This window comes from Burkholderia sp. AU33545 (genome assembly GCF_020419685.1).
Classification (GTDB): Bacteria; Pseudomonadota; Gammaproteobacteria; order Burkholderiales; family Burkholderiaceae; genus Burkholderia; species Burkholderia diffusa.
Genome location: NZ_JAIZRQ010000008.1, coordinates 42,843 through 61,851 on the forward strand (window position 1 = coordinate 42,843; position 19,009 = coordinate 61,851).

General features: G+C 67.9%; 13 protein-coding genes. 1 reads left to right on the plus strand and 12 read right to left on the minus strand.

What is annotated here, in order from left to right:
• Positions 1 to 149 precede the first annotated feature (149 nt).
• From LGM71_RS25335 to LGM71_RS25385, 11 genes are all read right to left on the minus strand, one after another.
• The gene (locus tag LGM71_RS25335; protein WP_059606109.1) at positions 150 to 1,067 is read right to left on the minus strand and encodes a LysR family transcriptional regulator; all 918 of its coding nucleotides are present in this window, start codon (positions 1,065 to 1,067) and stop codon (positions 150 to 152) included.
• 76 nt (positions 1,068 to 1,143) lie between these two features.
• Positions 1,144 to 3,405: a xanthine dehydrogenase family protein molybdopterin-binding subunit gene (locus LGM71_RS25340; protein WP_226117129.1), complete on the minus strand. Its 2,262-nt coding sequence runs from the start codon at positions 3,403 to 3,405 to the stop codon at positions 1,144 to 1,146.
• Positions 3,405 to 3,905, minus strand: a complete 501-nt coding sequence (locus LGM71_RS25345; RefSeq protein WP_226117131.1) for a (2Fe-2S)-binding protein — start codon at positions 3,903 to 3,905, stop codon at positions 3,405 to 3,407. The genes LGM71_RS25340 and LGM71_RS25345 overlap by 1 nt, the downstream gene beginning before the upstream one ends.
• Positions 3,902 to 5,182, minus strand: coding sequence for a c-type cytochrome (locus tag LGM71_RS25350; RefSeq protein ID WP_226117133.1), 1,281 nt, complete (start codon positions 5,180 to 5,182; stop codon positions 3,902 to 3,904). The genes LGM71_RS25345 and LGM71_RS25350 overlap by 4 nt, the downstream gene beginning before the upstream one ends.
• Before the next feature lie 415 nt (positions 5,183 to 5,597).
• Positions 5,598 to 6,722 (minus strand): FAD-dependent monooxygenase, encoded by a 1,125-nt coding sequence (locus LGM71_RS25355; RefSeq protein WP_264160606.1) that lies wholly within the window; start codon positions 6,720 to 6,722, stop codon positions 5,598 to 5,600.
• A 174-nt stretch (positions 6,723 to 6,896) separates the two neighbouring features.
• A complete protein-coding gene (locus LGM71_RS25360; RefSeq protein ID WP_226117137.1) occupies positions 6,897 to 8,018 on the minus strand; it encodes an amidohydrolase family protein in 1,122 nt (373 codons plus the stop codon).
• A gap of 43 nt (positions 8,019 to 8,061) precedes the next feature.
• Positions 8,062 to 9,705 carry a cation acetate symporter gene (locus LGM71_RS25365; RefSeq protein ID WP_226117139.1) on the minus strand — a complete coding sequence of 548 codons (1,644 nt, stop codon included), beginning with the start codon at positions 9,703 to 9,705 and terminating at the stop codon, positions 8,062 to 8,064.
• On the minus strand, positions 9,702 to 10,061 hold the full coding sequence (locus tag LGM71_RS25370) for a DUF485 domain-containing protein (RefSeq protein ID WP_226117141.1): 360 nt from the start codon (positions 10,059 to 10,061) through the stop codon (positions 9,702 to 9,704). Before LGM71_RS25370 ends, LGM71_RS25365 begins: the two co-directional genes overlap by 4 nt.
• 82 nt (positions 10,062 to 10,143) lie before the next feature.
• Positions 10,144 to 11,370, minus strand: a complete 1,227-nt coding sequence (locus LGM71_RS25375) for an FAD binding domain-containing protein (protein WP_226117143.1) — start codon at positions 11,368 to 11,370, stop codon at positions 10,144 to 10,146.
• 1 nt (position 11,371) lies between these two features.
• Positions 11,372 to 11,854, minus strand: coding sequence for a VOC family protein (locus tag LGM71_RS25380; protein ID WP_226117145.1), 483 nt, complete (start codon positions 11,852 to 11,854; stop codon positions 11,372 to 11,374).
• A 134-nt stretch (positions 11,855 to 11,988) separates the two neighbouring features.
• A complete protein-coding gene (locus LGM71_RS25385) occupies positions 11,989 to 12,261 on the minus strand; it encodes a ubiquitin carboxyl-terminal hydrolase 14 (RefSeq protein WP_226117147.1) in 273 nt (90 codons plus the stop codon).
• Between the two features lie 218 nt (positions 12,262 to 12,479).
• Between LGM71_RS25385 and LGM71_RS25390 the strand changes: the two genes are divergently transcribed.
• Positions 12,480 to 13,751 carry an NAD(P)/FAD-dependent oxidoreductase gene (locus LGM71_RS25390; RefSeq protein WP_226117149.1) on the plus strand — a complete coding sequence of 424 codons (1,272 nt, stop codon included), beginning with the start codon at positions 12,480 to 12,482 and terminating at the stop codon, positions 13,749 to 13,751.
• A 46-nt stretch (positions 13,752 to 13,797) separates the two neighbouring features.
• Here the strand turns inward: LGM71_RS25390 and LGM71_RS25395 are convergent, their stop codons facing one another.
• Complete coding sequence (locus tag LGM71_RS25395) at positions 13,798 to 18,882, minus strand: AAA family ATPase (protein ID WP_226117151.1); 5,085 nt, start codon at positions 18,880 to 18,882, stop codon at positions 13,798 to 13,800.
• Positions 18,883 to 19,009: the final 127 nt, after the last annotated feature.

Below are 19,009 nucleotides of genomic sequence, written 5' to 3' on the forward strand. Positions count from 1 at the left end.
CGCGGATGTCGCGGATCGCGAAGCCCGATGAGAGCAGTCTGGATCGACCGGACTGAATAGTCCTAAACCGCGTCTTAATTCACTTGATTCATGTGGTGCGCGCGGCGGCGCGGACGATCGGTTTCAACGGCGGGTTTCGACTACCGGCTTCAACCGCGCTTGCCCTGCAACGTCGGAATCTGCGCGAACAGCCCCGCGAGCCAGTCGACGAAGACCTTGAGCTTGACGGGCGTATGCCGATTCGGCGGATAGAGGATCGAGATCGGCCGGGGCGGCGTGTTGAAATCGGTCAGCACCTCGCGCAGGCGCCCCGATTGCAGATACGGCTCGACCAGGTACAGCGAGGTCTTGATCAGGCCGATGCCCGCGACGCCGGCCGCGATGTAGGTGTCGGCGTCGTTGACCGCGACCGTGCCGCACATCTGGATGATCCGCGTTTCGCCGTCGACGACGTAGTCCCAGGACCGCGGGCGGCCCGTATCGGCCGAGATGTGGCTGACCGCGACGTGCTGCGCGAGATCGTCCACAGTCTCGGGTGCGCCGCATCGTTCGAGATACGCGGGGGCCGCGCACGTGCAGGTCGTCAGGCTGCCGATCCGTTTCGCAACCAACCCTGAATCGTCGAGCGCGCCGATCCGCACGACGCAATCGACACCCTCGCCGACGAGATCGATCTGGCGATCCGTCACGCCGAGCTCGATCGAGATGCCCGGATGGGCGGCGAGAAACTCGGGCAGGGCGGGTACCATGATCTGCTTGGCCATGGCCGGCGGCAGGTTCACTTTCAGCCGGCCGCGCGGCACGTTGCGCGCCTGCGAGACGGCCGCTTCCATGTCGTCGATCTCGCGCAGCACGCCGACGCAGCGTTCGTAATAGGCCTGCCCGTCCTCGGTCAGCGAAATCCGGCGCGTCGTCCGGTTCAGCAGCCGGCAGCCGAGATGCTGTTCGAGCGTGCTCAGCAGCGCGGACACCCGCGGCGTCGTGAGTCCGGTCGTGTCCGACGCGCGCGTGAAGCTGCCCGTCTCGACGATACGCGTAAACACGCGCATCGAAAGCAAGGTATCCATCGTTCAGAAATCTCCAGCCTGTTTGTTGCCCGCGCCGGTTCGTGCCGGCGCGATTTGTTGTGGTCGTGTGATGCCGCTACGCGTCGATGCGTTTCCTGAGCCCTTCACCGGCAAACGGCATTTCGCGCAGGCGCTGGCCGGTCGCGTCGAAGATCGCGTTGGCCAGCGCGCCCGCGGTCGGCCCCATCGACGCCTCGGCCGCGCCGAGGAACGGTGCGCCCGGACGATTGATCAGATGCACCTTGATGCTTTGCGGTGCGGCGCCGAAGCGGAGAATCGGATAGCTGCTCCAGTCGAAGCTGCGCACGCGTTGCGTATCGTATTTCAATGCCTCGTACAGCGTCCAGCTCGCGGACTGGATGATGCCACCCTCGATCTGGTTGCGAATGCCGTCGGGCGATACGATCTGGCCGGCGTCGACGGCCGCTTCCGCACGTTCGAGCGTCACCTGGCCGGTTTCCGGAACGACCGACACCTCGACCGCGATCGCGACGTAGGCCATCAGGTTCTTGTATTTGCCGAACGCAAAGCCGACGCCGCGATTGCGTGCACGCGGCGGCCGCGGCCAGCCGAATTTCGTCGCGGCGAGCTGGATCACCTGGCTCGCGCGGTGATCCTGCATGTGGCGCAGCCTGAATTCGACCGGATCGACGCCGGCGGCGTGCGCCAGCTCGTCCATGAAGCTTTCGATCGCCCAGACGTTCGTGTGCGCGCCGAGCGAGCGCATCGCCGACGTCTGCAGCGGCATCGTCGGCGAGAAGTTGTTGACGATGTGCATGTTCGGCAGCGCGTACAGCGGGATCGCGTTGCGATCGCCGCCGCCCTCGGGCTGCAGCATCGGCGTCGACGGCGCGGAGACGAACGGCGGTTCGAGCATCCGCGCGGGCAGCAGCCGGCCGGCGTTGACGATGCGCTCGTTGTGCGAGCTGCTCCACAGCGCGTAGTTCCAGTCGACGATGCGGCCGCTCGCGTCGAGCGACGCGCTGAGCTCGGTGATCATCGCCGGCGTGAAGTGGTCCCACGTATGTTCCTGCTCGCGCATCCACTGGACGCGAATCGGCTTGCCGGGCATCGCGGCCGCGATCAGCGCCGCATGCGCGGCCGCGTCGTCCGCACCGTTGTGTCCGTAGCAGCCGGAGCCCTCGGTGTGGATGCAGCGCACGTTCGCCTTCGGCATCGACAGCATCTCGGCGAGCGCGTCGCGCAGCGGATAAACGCCCTGTGAGTGGGTCCACACGGTCAGTGTGCCGTTCTCGAGATGGGCGACCGAGCAGGACGGCCCGATCGAGCCGTGCAGCAGATAGTTCTTCAAAAACGTGGCGGAGAGCGTCTTCGTCGCCGGCGCGGCTTGCGCATGCGTGTTGGCGATCTCGATGCGCTGTGTCGCGATCCGCTTCAGGTCCGCGTGGACCGTCGCGCGATCGGGCAGCGCCCGGCCAGGCGACCAGCGGCAGCCGGCGGACAGCGCGCGCTGCGCGACGACCGCCTGCCATTCGCCCTGCGCGACGACCGCGAGCATGCTGCCGTTGCGCACGATCCGCACGACACCGGGCATCTTCAGGATCGCGGCTTCGTCGAACGACAGCAGTTTCGCGTCGTACACCGGCGGCATCACGACGCGCGCATGCAGCATGCCGGGCAGGTCCATGTCCTGCACGTAGCTGACGCCGCCCGTGACCTTGTTCGGAATGTCCACACGCGGCAGCGACGTGCCGATCACGGCGAACGTGGCCGGCGGTTTCAGCGGCGACGTCGGCGTGGCGTTGCGGTGCAGGTCGACGGTACGCACCGCGTCGGCGTAGCGCATCGTGCGGCCGTCCGGCGCCTTGATGACGGCATCCGCGACGGTCAGCGTGCGCGGATCGACGCCGAACTGCTTCGCGGCGCCGTCGACCAGCAGCCCGCGCACCTGCGCGGCGGCGTTCAGCAACGCGGAGCCGCTGTCCGCCATCGTGTGGCTGCCGGCCGTCAGGCCTTCGTCGGGCGACGCGCCGGTGTCGGCGGTCAGGAACGTGATCAGCGAGGGCTTCATGTTCAGCTCCTCGGCGGCCACCTGCAGCAATGCGGTGCGCACGCCGGTGCCGAGCTCGACCTTGCCGGTAAACACGGTGACCTTGCCGTCGGGCGCGATCTTGATCCACGCGTCCAGCAGCGGGTTGGTCTTCAGGCTGCCGGCCAGCGTTTCGGTGGCCTTGGCGACGTGGACGGCGGCGCCTTCGTCCGCGATCACGACCTCGGCGAGCGCGCGCGCGGCCGGCGCGAGGGTGAACGCGACGAAGAGCGCACCGGAAACCATGAAGTGCCGGCGGCCTTCGTCGATGTCGTCGGGTGCGTTCATCAGATTTCCTTATTGATCATGACGGGCGCGGCAGACGGTTCCGGCTCCGGCAGCCCGGCGACCTGGCGCACGGCCGCCAGGATCCGCATGTGGGTGCCGCAACGGCACAGGTTCGGTTCCATGTGCGTGCGCAGCTCGCGTTCGGTCGGTTTCGGGTTGCGTTCCAGCAGCGCCTGCGCGCGCATGATCATGCCCGCGATGCAATAACCGCACTGCGCCGCCTGATGATCGATGAATGCCTGCTGAAGCTTGCCCGGATGCTCGGCGGTGCCGAGGCTTTCGATGGTCCTGACGCGGCGCTCGCCGAGCGCGGCCACCGGGATCAGGCACGAGAACATCGGCTTGTCGTCGACGATCACGGTGCACGCGCCGCATTGCCCGAGGCCGCAGCCGAACTTCGCGCCGTGCAGGTGCAGGTCGTTGCGCAGCGCGTAAAGCAGCGGCGTGGACGGATCGATGTCGAGCGTGTGCCGCACGCCATTCACGGTGAGGATGATCATTGCGTGCGGTCCTCCTTTCTGAGCTTCGCGGCAAGGGTGTCGATGCCGCTCCACGCGGGGCGATCGGAGTACGTCTCGCGGATGTATGCGGCGAGGTCCGCGATCTGCGCGTCGTCGTACTGGTCGATGTAGGACGGCATGTAGTTCAGCGTGTCCTCGCCATGCCAGCCGATCCCGTTGAACATCATCTGGATCGCGTTGCGCGGCGTGTCGGCGGCGATCGCCGTGCTGAACGCGAGCGTCGGCCGCTCGCCGATCGACTGCATCGGCGATGCCGGCCCGTGGCACTGCGCGCACGACGCCTGGAACAGCACCGCGCCGCGCTGGCCGGCAGGTGTCGTCGCATGGCGTTCGGCGACGGTCGTCGCGGGCCGTGCGGCGGCCGGCTTCTGGATCGACAGGATATAGGCCGCGATGGCCTCGACATCCTCGACCGGCACCGTCGCGAGATCGCGCGTGACGGGCAGCATCGGTCCGGCGGCTGCGCCATGCTCGCTCGCGCGGCCGGTGCGCAGGTACGTGACCAGTTGCGCTTGCGTCCACGGGTGGACCGCGTTGCCGAGCGTATTGAGCGGCGGGGCTTCCCAGCCGTCGACGATGCCGCCGTCGAACGCCTTGCCTGCTTCCTCGCCACCGATCGCGTTGAGCGGCGAATGGCACGACGCGCAGTGTCCGAGGCCGTCGACGAGCAGCTTGCCGCGATTCCATTGCGCGGATTGCGACGGGTCCGGCTGGTACGCGCCTTCGCGCAGGAACAGGATGTTCCAGAACGCGACCAGCGGCCGGAAGTTGAGCGGGAAGATCAGGTCGTTCGCCGGCGACTTCGCTTGAACCGGTTCGCGTGTCATCAGGTACGCGTATGCGGCCGCGATGTCCTGGTCGGACATCCGCGTGAAGTGAATGTACGGAAAGGCCGGGTAGAGCGGATGGCCGTCGCGGGCGATGCCGCTGCGCAGCGCGCGCGCGAAGGCGGCCTGCGACCAGCGGCCGATGCCGGTGTCCGCATCCGGCGTGATGTTGGTCGCATAGATCGTGCCGAACGGCGTCGCGAGCGGCAGCCCGCCGGCGAACGGCTTGCCGTCCTTCGCGGTGTGGCAGACGATGCAGTCGCCCAGCGCGACCACGCGTGCGCCGGCCTTGATCAGTTGCGGATCGAACGACGCGCGGGCCGGCGGATCGATCGGCGCGATCGACGGCCGATACATGATGCCGATCGCGGCCGCCAGGCCGATGATCGCGATGCCTGCCGCACTGAACCAGAGTCGTTTGTGCTTCATGCGCGCTCCATGCGGACCGGTTCATCCGGCGTCATTCGACAGGCGGGGCAATGGACGGCGCGTCGGCCGCGTGCGTTCTCGTGACGATTGCACGCGGTACCGCAGATCCGGTTGCCGAGTCGGACGGACCCACATGTGCGGCCCGGCGTGCGTGCGCTCGCGACGGTCGTTCCGGTCGGCGCCGCCGGCTGGCGGTGCGGCATCGCCGATCGATTCGGCCATGACGGGCCTGCTCGGCGGCAGCGATTCGCGGCGGAGATCATGTCGTTACTCCAGGGATGGGGACCGCGCGCGGGCCGTGGCCGGCGCGCTCGTTGGTGGAGGCAGTCTACGCGGGCGCCGACGCCTTTTCCTGAAGCTGCGCTGAAACGTTCTGAACGGGCGCACGAACCGTTCCGGCGCTTGCATTCATGCGTCAGCGCGGCGTGCCGAGACCGAACGCCGCGGCAAGTTGCGGACCCTTGTCGAGCAGCGACGTCACTTCCTCGCGCCGCCGCGTCGACCATTGCGCGAGGCGCGCGATGACGTCGGTCGCGTCAGCCGGCAGCGCTTCGGCGAGCGACACGGCATCGCTCGCCGCCTTCGACGTGCCGGACGCCGTATGGGGGCGCACGGTGCAGGCCGCGTCGCCGATCAGCGCGACGCGGCCGTCGACGAAGCCGGGGCTCAATGCGTCGACAATCGCCTGGTTGAATGGCGCGCGCGTCGCGAGCACCAGTTGCGACAGGGAAGCAGGCAGCCGTTCGACGGCGAGTTGCCGCAGCGTCGCGATGGTGTCGTCGGCAAGCTGCCCCGGATGCACGGACGCGTGATGAACGTGGCCGTTCCGATCGGTCAGGTGGCGGCGCAGCGCGTCGGGATCGGCTTCGTTGCGATACCACAGCCAGTTGAAGCGGCGCGCGCCCGGCGCGAGCGAGCCGTCGAGCGAGGGAATCAGGAACGCCATGAACAGCTCGCCCGGCGCCTTGTGCAGCGTCATGTTCTCGACCAGCGATGCGATCGCGGCGGCGTCGAAATCGGCTTCGTCGACGATGCCGCGCCACGCGAGGTAACCGGCAAACGATGGCGTATAGCCGGGGAAGATACGCGCGCGCAGGTTCGAACCGGAACCGTCGGCGGCAATCAGCACGTCCGCGCGAATGCGTTCGTCGTCGACGTGCACGTCGACACCGTCCGCGTCCTGGTCGAAACCGGTGACCGTGCGGCCGTAGTGGATGCGCCCGCGCGGCAGCGTCTCGCACAGGGAGCGATAGACGGCGTCCCACGACGAGAACGGCAGCATTTCGGGTTCGTCGCGCGTGACGATGCCGTCGCGATCGATCCAGCGCCGCCGATGCGTCGGCACGCTGATCATCTGGCGGCAATGGCGTCCATGCTGTTCGAGAAACGACATCATGCGTCGCAGCACGGCCACGCCGCCGCCCTGGCCGCGCAGCGGCGTGCGCGAACGCTCGCAGACCGTGACGTCGTGCCCGATGCAATCGAGCGTCAGCGCGGCCGCGAGGCCTGCGATCGAACCGCCTGCAATGACTATCTTCATCGTGCGTGACTCCCGTGTTCGAATTGCGGCGTGCATTGCCGGCCGGCTTTCGTGATGCGTAGCGTCGCACGCCAGTCCTCACGGTTCGCCGGATGATGCCATGTCCGGCAACGGGCTGCGCCGAGCGTGCAGGCGTCGTCCGACGCCCACGCAACGCCGGTCGGAACGTTCGCGCTAGATCCTCAGCAGCTTGCCCGCGTTGCCGCCGAGGATCATCGAACGCTGTTCCGCCGTCAGGTCGAGGCGGTCGAGAAAGCGGACCGGTTGCTCGTAACCCATGTCGAAACAGTAGTCGCTGCCGAGCACGAGCCGGTCGACCCCGACGTTCTCCATCAGGAAGTTCAGCACGGGGCCCGAATGAGACACCGTGTCATAGCTGAAGCGCCGCAGATAGCTGCTGGGCTTTTGCGCGAGCCGGCGCGTTTCGGGGCGGGCGGTCCAGCCCGCGTCGAGGCGCCCGACGAGGATCGGCAACGCGCCGCCCGCGTGCGGCAGCGTGACGTGCAGGGTCGGGTGGCGGTCGAGCACGCCGCCCAGGATCAGGTGCGAGCCCGCGATCGCCGTATCGAACGGATTGCCGAGCAGGTTGCTCAGGTAGAAATCGCCGAGCCGCGCGCCGCCGACCGTTTGCTGCGGATGCAGGAACACGGGCAGGCCCAGTTGCTCGATACGCGCGAACACCGGCGCGAACAGCGGATCGTCGAGATCTCGGTTGTCGATGTTGGTGCCCATGTACACGCCGCGCACGCCCGGCAACTGCGCCGCGCGCTCGAGTTCGTCGATCGCATCGGTCGCGTTCAGCATCGGCAGCGTCGCGAGGACGACGAAACGCGTCGGGTGCCGCTGGTAGACGCGCGACGCGGCCGAATTCCAGTCGCGTGCGAGCTTCGCGTTGAACGGCCGGTCGCCCCAGTACGCCATCGGCACGCTGAGCGACAGCGCCTGGACGTCGACGCCGGATGCGTCCATGTCCTTGAGCCGCGCGTCGACGTCGATGAACTTCATCGGCAGCGGCCCGAGGCCGCCGGCGGGCGTCCGGAACGTGAACGACGCATCGTCGCACGTGAACGCGCCGCCGAAGCGCTTGCCTTCGCCGCCGACCAGGTCGCAAAAGCTCTCCGGGTAGTAGTGCGCGTGGATGTCGATCGAACGGGGCCGGTGCGGCGGCACGGCGGCAGGTGCGCTCGCGGTGTCGGCCGCCGATGCGGGGCGTCCGGCGACGGCCGTACCGGCGAGCGCGGCAAACGCGCCGAGCAGGCGGCGCCGCGCCGGCGACATGCAGCAGGTGCAATTCATCGTGTGGTTTCCTATGGGATATCGATTTTTCGGATCGCGCGGATCAGCCGCGTTGCGTCGTGCCCATTTCGCATGCGACGAGCTGCGTGTCGAACTGCGCGCGCTCTCGTTGCGCACGGGCCGAGCGATCGGTCACGGAGAACAGGACGACGCCGAGGAACGCCGCCGCCATCGAGAACAGCGCCGGATATTCGTACGGATAGACCGCATGCGCATGACCGAGCACCTGCACCCAGACGGTCGGGCTCAGCACGGTCAGCGTGACGGCGGTCGCGAGCCCGGTCAGGCCGCCCAGCACCGCGCCGCGCGTCGTCAGGGCGCGCCAGTAGATCGAGAGCAGCAGCACGGGAAAATTCGAGCTTGCCGCGATCGAGAACGTGAGGCTGACGATGAACGCGATGTTCTGCTTCTCGAACGCGATGCCGAGCAGGATCGCGAGCACGCCGAGTACCAGGGTCGTCCCGCGGGCCACGCGCATTTCCTCACGATCGGACGCCTGACCGCGACGCAGCACGTTCGCATAGAGGTCGTGCGAGATCGCCGACGAACCCGCGAGCGTCAGTCCGGCGACCACGGCCAGAATGGTCGAGAACGCGACCGCGCAGATGAAACCGAGGAACACGTTGCCGCCGACCGCATGCGCGAGATGGATCGCCACCATGTTCGCGCCGCCCGCGATCGCGCCGGACGCGTCGTGGTATTGCGGGTCCGACGCCACGAGCGCGATGGTGCCGAAGCCGATGATGATGATCAGCACGTAGCCGGCGCCGACGATGCCGGTCGCATAGAGGATGCTCTTGCGGGCCGCCTTGACGTCGCCGACCGTGAAGAAGCGCATCAGGATGTGCGGCAGGCCCGCCGTGCCGAAGATCAGCGCGAGGCCGAGCGACACGGCCGAGACCGGATCGGATACCAGGCCGCCGGGGCGCATGATCGCCGCGTGTTTCGGATGGACGAGAATCGCCTGCGCGAACAGCGCATCGAGGCTGAAGCCGAAACGGCTCAGCACCATGATCGCCATGAAGGCCGCACCGGCGAGCAGCAGCACGGCCTTGATGATCTGGATCCAGGTCGTCGCCAGCATCCCGCCGAAGAACACGTAGACGACCATCAGCACGCCGACGAACAGCACCGCGACCGTGTAGTTCAGGCCGAACAGCAGCTCGACCAGCTTGCCGGCGCCGACCATCTGCGACACGAGATACAGCAGCACGATGACGATCGAGCTCGAGGCCGCGAACGCGCGGATCGGCCGTTGCCGGAGGCGATAGGACACGACGTCGGCGAGCGTGTACTTGCCGAGGTTACGCAGCGGCTCGGCGATCAGGAACAGGATGATCGGCCAGCTCGCGAGAAAGCCGACCGAATAGATCAGGCCGTCGTAGCCGCTCGTGAACACCAGCGCGGAGATGCCGAGCAGCGACGCCGCCGACATGTAGTCGCCGGCGATCGCCCAGCCGTTCTGGAACGCGGTGATCTTGCCGCCCGCGGCGTAGTGGTCGGCCACGCTGTGGTTCTTGCGCGCGGCCCAGCGCGTGATGAAAAGCGTCGACGCGACGAACAGCAGGAACATGCCAATCGCGACCGGATTGTGCCCGTGCGCAAGCGCCGCGGGGCCGGCCGCGAATGCCGGTGCCGCGCCGGCGGCGACGACGAAGAAGATCGATGCGAGGAGCAGGCGTTTCATTGATCGCCTCCGTGACGAATGGATGCGACGATCGTGTCGTATGCCGAATTGGCCCGATACACGTAAAGCGCGACCAGTGCGAACGTGACGACGAAGATGCCGAACCCGATCGGGATGCCCCATGGCGTAGGCCGGCCCGGCACGATCGGCTGTCCGAGCAGCGTCGGCGAAAACGCCAGCGTCAGGATGAACGCGAAATAGAGGGTGAGCATGACGAGTGTCAGCGACCAGGCGAACAGCCTTCTGCGCCTGACGAGATCGCGAAAGCGGGCATCGCGCAGCAGCGGATGCGTGGCCTGCGCCGGCGCGTCCAGGTCGGGCGCGGTGCCGGCGGCAGCCGGAATGGGGTGGTTCACGGTGTCTCCTTTTGGTTTGGGTATCCGGGCCGGGCAACGGGCAGAGGGCGCCGCGCGTCGCGCACGCCGCGCCCGTGCCCGATCAGAAATGCGGCGGAACGGCGGTTTCCCGCATCACGACTTCCGGCGTGCGATAGCGCTCGGCCATTTCGCGTTCGGTGTCGTTCTTCAGTTGCGCCTGCATGTAGGCGCCGAGGTGGCGCGCGTGCTGCACGATCGCGGCACCGAATGCCGTGCGCGTTTCGCTGTATTCGCACAGCGCGTCGAGCGTGTCGGTGCGCGTGGCGAGCGCCGTGACGAGCGCAAGCGCATCGCCGGCGGCTTTCGTGACGCCCATTCCGCAATGCGGCCGCGCGACGAACGCGGCGTCGCCGAGCAGCGCGATCCGGCCGAACGCCATGTTCGGCACTTCGAGGTCGTAGATCGGCTGGAACAGCGGTTGCGTCGCGCGCGCCACGACCTCGGCGAACTGCGGCGCAAGCAGCGCGTGCGCCGCGTCTTCCAGCTCGGCGAGGACGTCGCGCCGGATCAGCGTCGGTGGAATGCCGCCCGCCCACAGCTTGCCGGTCTCGTCGGTCAGCAGGTTCGGCAGGTCGGACGCTTCGCGAGTCGCGCGATACCAGACGAAGTTGTAGCGGCGCTCGCCGGGTTTCGTGCTGTTGCCCTGGCCGGCGACCGGATAGCCGAGGATCTGCTCGTGCGGCGGCAGGCCGAACGCGAATTTATCGAACAGCGTCGCGTGGGTCGCGTCCGACAGGTCGGCTTCGTTGACCAGCCCGCGCCAGGCGACGTAGCCCGCGTACTGCAATTGCGCATCCGGCAGGAATTTCTCGCGGATCGCGGAGCGGAATCCGTCGGCCGCGATCACGAGATCGGCATGCACGATCGAGCCGTCGGACAGCGTGACCGATGCGCGATCCGGTCCGTCCGCGACATCGGTGACGACGCCGCCCGAGTGGTAATGCTGGTCGGGCAGCGCGGCGCGCAGCACGTGGTACATCTTGCTCCACGCGGTGAGCGTCTGCGGCAGCCTGCGTTCCGACTCCACGGTGCCGTCTGCGGCCAGCGTGATGCGCGATTCGACCTTCACGCCGATCGATGCGTCGATGCGCACGCCCGCGGCGAGCATCACGTCGAACAGTTCCGGGTGCGTGACGATGCCGGCGCCGCGGCCCGAGAGCGCCTCGGGCACGCGTTCGAACACATCCACGTCCCAGCCGTTGCGCAGCAGCAGATTCGCGGCAAACAGCCCGCCCAGCGAACCGCCGATGATGGCGGCCTTGCGATTCGTCGAAGTGCTGTTGTTCATGTCAGTCTCCACGGGAGTTGCCGGCCGATGCAGCGGCGGCGGGAAGTTCCAGGCCCGCGACCTCGGCGGCAGGGAAGTTGAGCTCGATCGTCACGCCGGACGGATCCTCGATGAAGACCTGGTGCAGCCCGAGGCCCGGCACCGTGCGGTCGCGCCACGCGACGTTTTCGGCACGCAGCGTGTCCCACATCGCCTCGACGCCGGTCGCGAGGAACGCGATGTGGTCGACGGTTCCGGTGCCCGTTGCGGGCAGATCCTTGGCGCCGAGATAGGCCGCGAGCCCGTCGGGGTTCGCCGGATCGACGCCGATGATGTGGACCGTGCCGAAATCGGCTTCGTCGCCGCCCTTGTAGAGCCATGCGCCGGGAAAGTCGAACGGCGGGCGATAGCCGCGTTTGAAGCCGAGCACACGTTCGTAGAAGCGGCACGATTTCTCGAGATCGAGCGTGCGGATCGAGTAGTGCGCGAGTCGGGATACTGGCATGGCGAACCTCTTGTTTATCGAAAGATAAGTTATCGTTCGATAAATACTAGTCGAAAAAAGCGGTGAGAAGAAGCCGCAATCGAATCGTGTTAACCCTAGGCCCGAAACGGTGCCGGATGCCGGTGCGCGGTGCGCTACGACGCGATTTCGCCGGCCATGACGTCGTCCGCATAGCACCAGACCCAGCGCTCGCCGGGCTCGATCGAACGCGCCAGTGGGTGAGTCGTTTCGTGGAAATGACGGCTGGCGTGGCGGTTCGGCGACGAGTCGCAACAGCCGACGTGCCCGCAGGTCAGGCACAGGCGCAAATGCACCCACCGGCTGCCGGACTTCACGCATTCCTCGCAGTAGTCCTTATCGGTGGTCAGGATGCGTGCTTCACCGAGATGGGTGCAGGTCGTGGCCATCTTCCGCTCCAATGCCGGCGCCGGAGATCGCTCGCGGCGCGGCCGGCGCGAAGCTGCGAGCGGAGTTGGATACGGTTCATTGTGGACGGTCGCGTCGCGAGCGGACCTTAATTCTTGTTAAGCGTGTCGGCCCGGAGGGCAGGGAGGACGTACAGTCACGAGTGCGGCCGGTGCGACATCCGGCCGGAATCCGACATGGCGATCATCGGGAGGCGCTTATGACTCAGTCGCAGCATGTCAAGGTAATCGGCTTGCCGAACAGCAAGGAAGCCTACGCAATCCGCGACTTCCTGAAGCGCGGCGTGGTCGAGTACGAATGGTGCGAGTTGACGTCCGACACCGATTGCGTGCGCGAGCTGGGCATCGCGCCGCTGCGCGACATCCGGTTGCCGGCCGTCATTTTTCCGGACGGCTCGTGCATTTTCCAGCCGACGCTGCCGGAGATTGCCGCCAAGCTCGGCTGGGTCGCCCGGCCGCGTTTCATCGAGTACGACGTATCGATTTACGGCGCCGGTCCGGCCGGCCTGTCGGCGGCCGTCTACGCGGCGTCGGAAGGGCTGCGGGCCGTCGTGATCGAACGCGATGCGATCGGCGGGCAGGCGGGCACGAGTTCGCTGATCGAGAATTACATGGGGTTCCCGGAGGGCATTCCGGGCGCCGAGCTGGCCGAGCGCGCGCGCCAGCAGGCGGTGAAGTTCGGCGTCGAACTGCTGATGATGCGCGAGGGCGTGCACGCGACGTTCGTCGACGGAAAAATTCGCGTCGACCTGGCCGATGGCTCGATCCTGACCGCGCGCTCGAACATCTGCGCGACCGGGATCGAATACCGCAGTCTCGGCCTGCCCGACGAACAGAAGTTTCTCAACGCCGGGCTGTTCTACGGCGCGGGGTCGAGCGAAGCGCCGATGTGCGAAGGCAAGCACGTGTTCATCGTCGGCGGCGGCAATTCGGCGGGGCAGGCCGCGATGAACTTCGCGCGGCACGCGCGCGAAGTCACGATGATCGTCCGGGGCGCATCGCTGGCGGCGACGCTGTCGCGCTACCTGATCGACCGGATCGAGCGCATGCCGAACGTGACGGTGCGGTACGGCTCGACCGTCGACGCGCTGCACGGCGACGGCCGGCTCGAAGCGATCGTGATTCGTTCGGAAGACGGTGCAAGCGAAGTGCTGCCGGCGACGCACCTGTTCGTCTGCATCGGCGGTGCGCCGAACACCGAATGGGCCCGGGATACGAACATCATCCGCAATCCGGGCGGCTATCTGGTGACCGGCAGCGACCTGTACGACTGCCCGGCATTCGAGCGCGTGTGGCCGCTCGAGCGCCGGCCTTACTATCTGGAAACGAGTGTGCCCGGTTCGTTCGCGGCGGGCGATGTGCGCTCGGGTTCGGTCAAGCGGGTGGCGTCGGCGGTCGGCGAAGGGGCGATGGCCGTGACGTTCGTGCACCGGTTCCTCGGCGAAGACGCGCATCGGCCGAGTGGCACTTGAGCCCGAGCCGCGCGGCGCCGGTTCCGCCGCGTGCTCGCCCCCGTCGTCATCGCGTCGTTGAAACCGGCAGCCGGAACGTCAGTACGGTGCCGTTCCCGTCGCGCGGCGCGGCTTCGAGCGTGCCGCCATGCGCTTCGACGATCGATCGGCAGATCGCGAGGCCCATCCCCATGCCGTGCGATTTCGTCGTGAAGAACGGATCGAAGATCCGGTTCGCGATCTCGGCATCGATACCGGCGCCGCGGTCGGCGACGGAGACGACCGCGTAACCGTCGCCGACGTGCGACGCGATCTCGAGTTCGCACGTTGTGGCCAGTCCGTCCATCGCGTCGAGCGCGTTGGTGACCAGGTTCAGGATCACCTGCTGGATCTGGGTGCGATCGGCCATCACGCGGATGCCGTTGCAATGCAGGTCGACGCACAGCGCGACCTGCTTCGCGTCGATTTCGGTCGCGGTGAGGTGCAGCATGTCGCGAATCAGGTCGTCGATCGCGAGCGGCGCCAGCGCGGGCGGTGCCTGGCGCGCGAGCGATCGCAACGCGCGGACGATGTCGGCCGCCCGCACGCCGGATGCACGAATGTCCTCGAGGCTCGCGAGCGCTTCGCCGAGATCGGGCTGCGTGCCGCGCAGCCAGCGCATGCACGCGCCGACGCTCGACACGATGCTCGTCAGCGGCTGATTGATCTCGTGCGCGATCGATGCGGCCAGCTCGCCCATCACCGTCATGTGCGCGGTGCGTGCGAGCTCCGTTCGTGCATGCCGCAGCGCGGCCTCGGTCTCGAGCCGGCGCGCGTTCTCGTCGATCAGTTCCGCATAGAGCCGGGCGGATTCGAGCGCATTGGCCGCTTGCGGCGCGAGCACTTCCAGCATCGCGATGCGCCGCGGCGAAAACACGCCGTTGGTCAACGCATTCTCGAGATACAGCACGCCGATCAGCGCACCCTGCTTCAACAGCGGCAGGCAGAACAGCGAGCGCGTCGGATGCGCGCGCAGGCTGTCGGCGTGGTCGGGCATGCCTTCGCGCTGCGCGTTCGCGAGCACGACCGGCTTGCGGGTCCGGGCGACGGTGTTCAGGATCGACAGCGGGACATCCTGCTCGGTCGGTTCGCCGCGGGCAATATCGACGATCACGTCGCTGCCGACGACGCGCGCGGTCGCCTCGATCGTCAGCCGGTCGTGCCGGGCGAGCAGCAGCAGGCCATAGCGTGCGCCGGCGTACACGATCATGTTGCGCATCAGTGTCTGGATCAGGCGCTCCAGCACGATTTCTTCGGATAGCGAATGGGCCGCGCGCATCGCGAGCGCGAAATCGAGATCTTCGCGCGCGGGCAGGGCAGGGCCGCCCGGCGACGGGTCCATCACGAGGAACGGATGCTGCGCTTCCATCGCCTGCGCTTTGCCGGTCGCGCCCCAGCGCCGGTAGCACGCGTGGGCGAGCCGCAATTGGTGGCGCGCGGGACCGGCGAGCCCGAGCGACGTGGCGTGATGCGCGGCCAGTTCGTGCGCGAGCGCCTGTTCGTGCACGAAACCGTGTTCCGCCGCGAGGCTGGCCGACGCCTCGTACTGCTGCATCGCGACGATATGGTCGCCGCGCACGCGCGCGAATTCGGCATCGATCAGCGCGAGCTTGTTGCGGAACGTCGCCGGATTGCGTTCGCTCCACGCGGCGAAGCGGGCGCGTTGCGGCGCATGGCGTTCGAGCAGCCGCTCGGGCGGCGTGGCGCCGCGGTCGCTCGCGATGCCGGCCAATACGCCGAACAGGTGGAAGTCGGACAGCATGATGTGCGCGGGCGTCGACCACGCGCTCGAAGCGGCTGCCTCGAGCGACGCACGCGCCGCGTCCGCGTCGCCGAAAATGAAGGCCGCCTGGCCGGCGAGCACGTCGGTCCAGAATTGCAGGACCGACATCGGCGTCTTCGTCGACGCCCGGGCACGCCAGGTGCCGATCGGCCGATGGTAGCCGAGCTGCAGCGCGTCGATGAATTCGGACTGGGTGGACACGAGATCGACGATGTCGTCGTAACGCGCGCCGCGTGCGATCTGCAGCAGCGGATCGATCTCGTCGCGGATCGCCGGCAGTGCTTCGCCCATCGAGAGCAGATCGCTGACGATATGGTTGCAGCTGTAGCACATCCAGCGCAGCTCGGCGCTCGCATTGCCCGCCGCTTTCGCATCGCGCGCGCGGTCGAGCGCGTACGACAGCGGTTGAGTCCAGACGCTCACCTGGTCGAGCGCGATCAGCGTCGCGGAGCGGTAGCGCTCGAAGCCGTGGCGATTCACCAGTGCGAGCGCGACCTTCGCGAATTCGAAGCCGTCTTCATACGCGTCGTGATGCCCGGCGATGCTGACGCCGTACCACGCAAGCCCCTGCACCGACGCGGCGGTGATGCCGTGGCGCAGGGTCAGCCGGACCATCGTCGCGAAATGCAGCAACATCAGCCCGCCGCTCGGATAGAACATCGCGGCTTCGAGTGCGGTCAGCAGCGCCATCGTGGCTTCGACGCGCGTATCGGTCATCACGGGCAGGTCGACGAGGTCGCGGATGGCGCGGCCGTCGAGGGCTTCCCGCACGGCGTCGCAGGCTGCCGCGAGATCGGCTTCGGCCGGCTCGGCCGGCAGTTCCACGCCGAGCAGCGCCAGCCCGGCCAGCGCGACGTCGACGGCCTGCCGGTAGCGCGACTCCACCGTGAGCTGCGCGGCCTTCAGCCGGTGCGCCTCGGCACGATCGGCCGGCGTGCGCGTACGCGCCATGAGCTCGTCGATCGCGTCGGATGCCTGCGCGGTTTCGCCGATCGCGAGCAGCAGGCCGCTGCGCAGGATGCCGATCCGGCTCGCGAGACCGTAGTGCTGCGACCACGCATGAGGACCGAGCAGCGCTTGCGCGGACGCGAGAAACGACAGCGCGCGATCGCGCGCGGCGGCCGGGGCCGCCGCCTCGGCGGCGGCGACCAGGGCATCCGCGAAAGCGAGCGCGAGCACGCCGTCGAGCGGCGCGGTTTTCGCCTGCTCGATCTGGGTGGCGAGTTCCAGCAGGGATTCGGTCGACCGCGCGTTCGCGCGGCCGAGCATCGCGGCGGCGATCCGGGCGTGGGACTGCGCGCGCTCCGCGCGCCCGGCAAGCGCGTGGACGGCTTCGAGGATGCGGTCGTGAACGAAGCGCCAGCGGTTGCCGGAGAGCGACACGAGCCCCGCCTGGCGCGCGGGGTCCAGCCAGAAACGGAGTTCGGCCCACGTCTTGCCGGCTGCGGCGCACAACAGCGCGTCGTCGGCGTCGGTGCCGATATAGGCCAGCAGCGACAGCAGCGTTCTCGATTCAGGCGGCAACCGCTGCATCCGGATCGCGAGCAGGCTCACGACGTTCTCGGTCGGGTGGTGCGCGTCGATGTCCGACGCACGCCACTGCCACGTTTGCCGCATCGGGTCGTAGCCGAGGAGCTGCTCGTCGATCAGCGTGCGCAGCAGGTGCTGGATGTGGAACGGATTGCCGCCCGTCCTGCGGTGAACGATGTCGCCGAGCTCCGACAGCCGGGCCGGCGCCTCCCCGAGCATGCCGGCCAGCATGTGCGTGACGTCGGGTGCGTCGAGCGGCGCCAGCGTCAAGGCCGACAGGCGGACGGGGTCGAGCTGTTGCAGGAAGCGGCGGAACGCCGGTGTGTGATCGTGTTGTGGTCCGCTTCGATAACCGGCCACGATGCAGAAATTGGCCGGCGGATCGACCGCGATCGACGCAAGAAACGCGAGCGTCGCGTCGTCTGCCCACTGGATGTCGTCCAGCGCCATGACCAGCGGTTCGGCCGGCGCCGCGAACGCACGGAAGGCATTCACGACGATCTGGCACAGATGAAATTCCGGAATCGCATCGGTATGGTCGAACGCGACGGGCTCGACATCGAGCAGCCACGCAATCTCCGGGAACATGCCGGACAGCAGGCTGGCCTGACGCCCCACACATTCGCGCAGCCGCGCGGCGATCGCCGCGATTTCGTCGTCGGGCCTGGCCAGCGCGCTGCCGAACAGCGCGCGCAATGCCTGCAGCACGGGCGCGTACGGCCGTGCGGGCTGGAATTGGTCGACCTTCGCCGACGTGCACCAGGCCGTGCGCAACGCCGCTCGCGCATGGCGCATGAAGTCCTCCGCCAGTGCGGTCTTGCCGACGCCGGCCGGCCCGTCGATCAGGACGATGGCCGTTTCGCCGGTTCGCGATACGGCCGCCAGCACCGCCTCGAGCTGGCGGGATTCGGCTTCGCGGCCGACCAGCTGATCGGGCGCGCGCAAGCCGGCGAGCGGATCGCTGCCGCCGAGCGCGAACGGCTCGACGCGGCCTGCGGCCAGCCAGTCACGCAGGATACGTTCGAGATCGTGCTGCACCGTTTCGCAGGACGGGTAGCGATCGGCGGGCTCCTTGGCGATCAGTTTCAGGATCAGGTCGCTCAGGACGGCAGGCAGGTCGTCACGAAAGGTCGTGGCCGTCGCCGGCTGCATGGCGACATGCGCGTGGACCCATTCGGACGTCGACGTGGCCTTGTAAGGCATCGCGCCCGTCAGCAGGCGGAACAGCGTGATACCGAACGCATACAGGTCGGAACGCTCGTCGACGCATGAGCTGTCGGAGACTTCGGGCGCCGCGTAGGCCGCGAAATCGGTGCGCATCGTACTCGCCACGGCGCGTTCCGTCCGACGGTCCCACGCATGGGCGAACGAGCGGAGCATCACCGTGCCGTCCGGTGCGATGACGAAACTGGCCGGTTGCAGATCGCCATGCAGCCAGCCGCGCCGATGAAGCTCCCCGAGCGTGCGCGCGGCCTGGATCGCCGCGTCGAGAAAGACGTCGAGCGGCAGCCGCCCGTCCGCCAGCGTGTCGAAGCCGCGCACGTCCGGGCGGGGATAGACGAGCACCGGGCCGTCCGCGGCGCGGATCAGCGCAACCGGCATGAGCGCCCACGCCGGCTCCAGCGCTTCGTTCAATGCGTATTCGTGCTCGAATTGCCGGCAGCGCTGGTCGGATTCCCACCCGGTCTGGCACGCGGACCACACCTGCCCCGTTCCTGCGTCGGTCAGGTCGAACCACAGCACGTCGCCCGATCGGACGGCATTCGACAGGCGGGCGCGCGCCAGCCAGTCGGCATCCATTCGCTTCGTGTCGTCCGGGGCGCGCAAGGGTTGGTTCACGGTAGGGGCAGGTTCGGTGGAGCAGGGTGTAACCGGCGCGTCATACGAAATCGGCCGGGCTGGATTGCGCACGTTCGGGCGGCGGCCC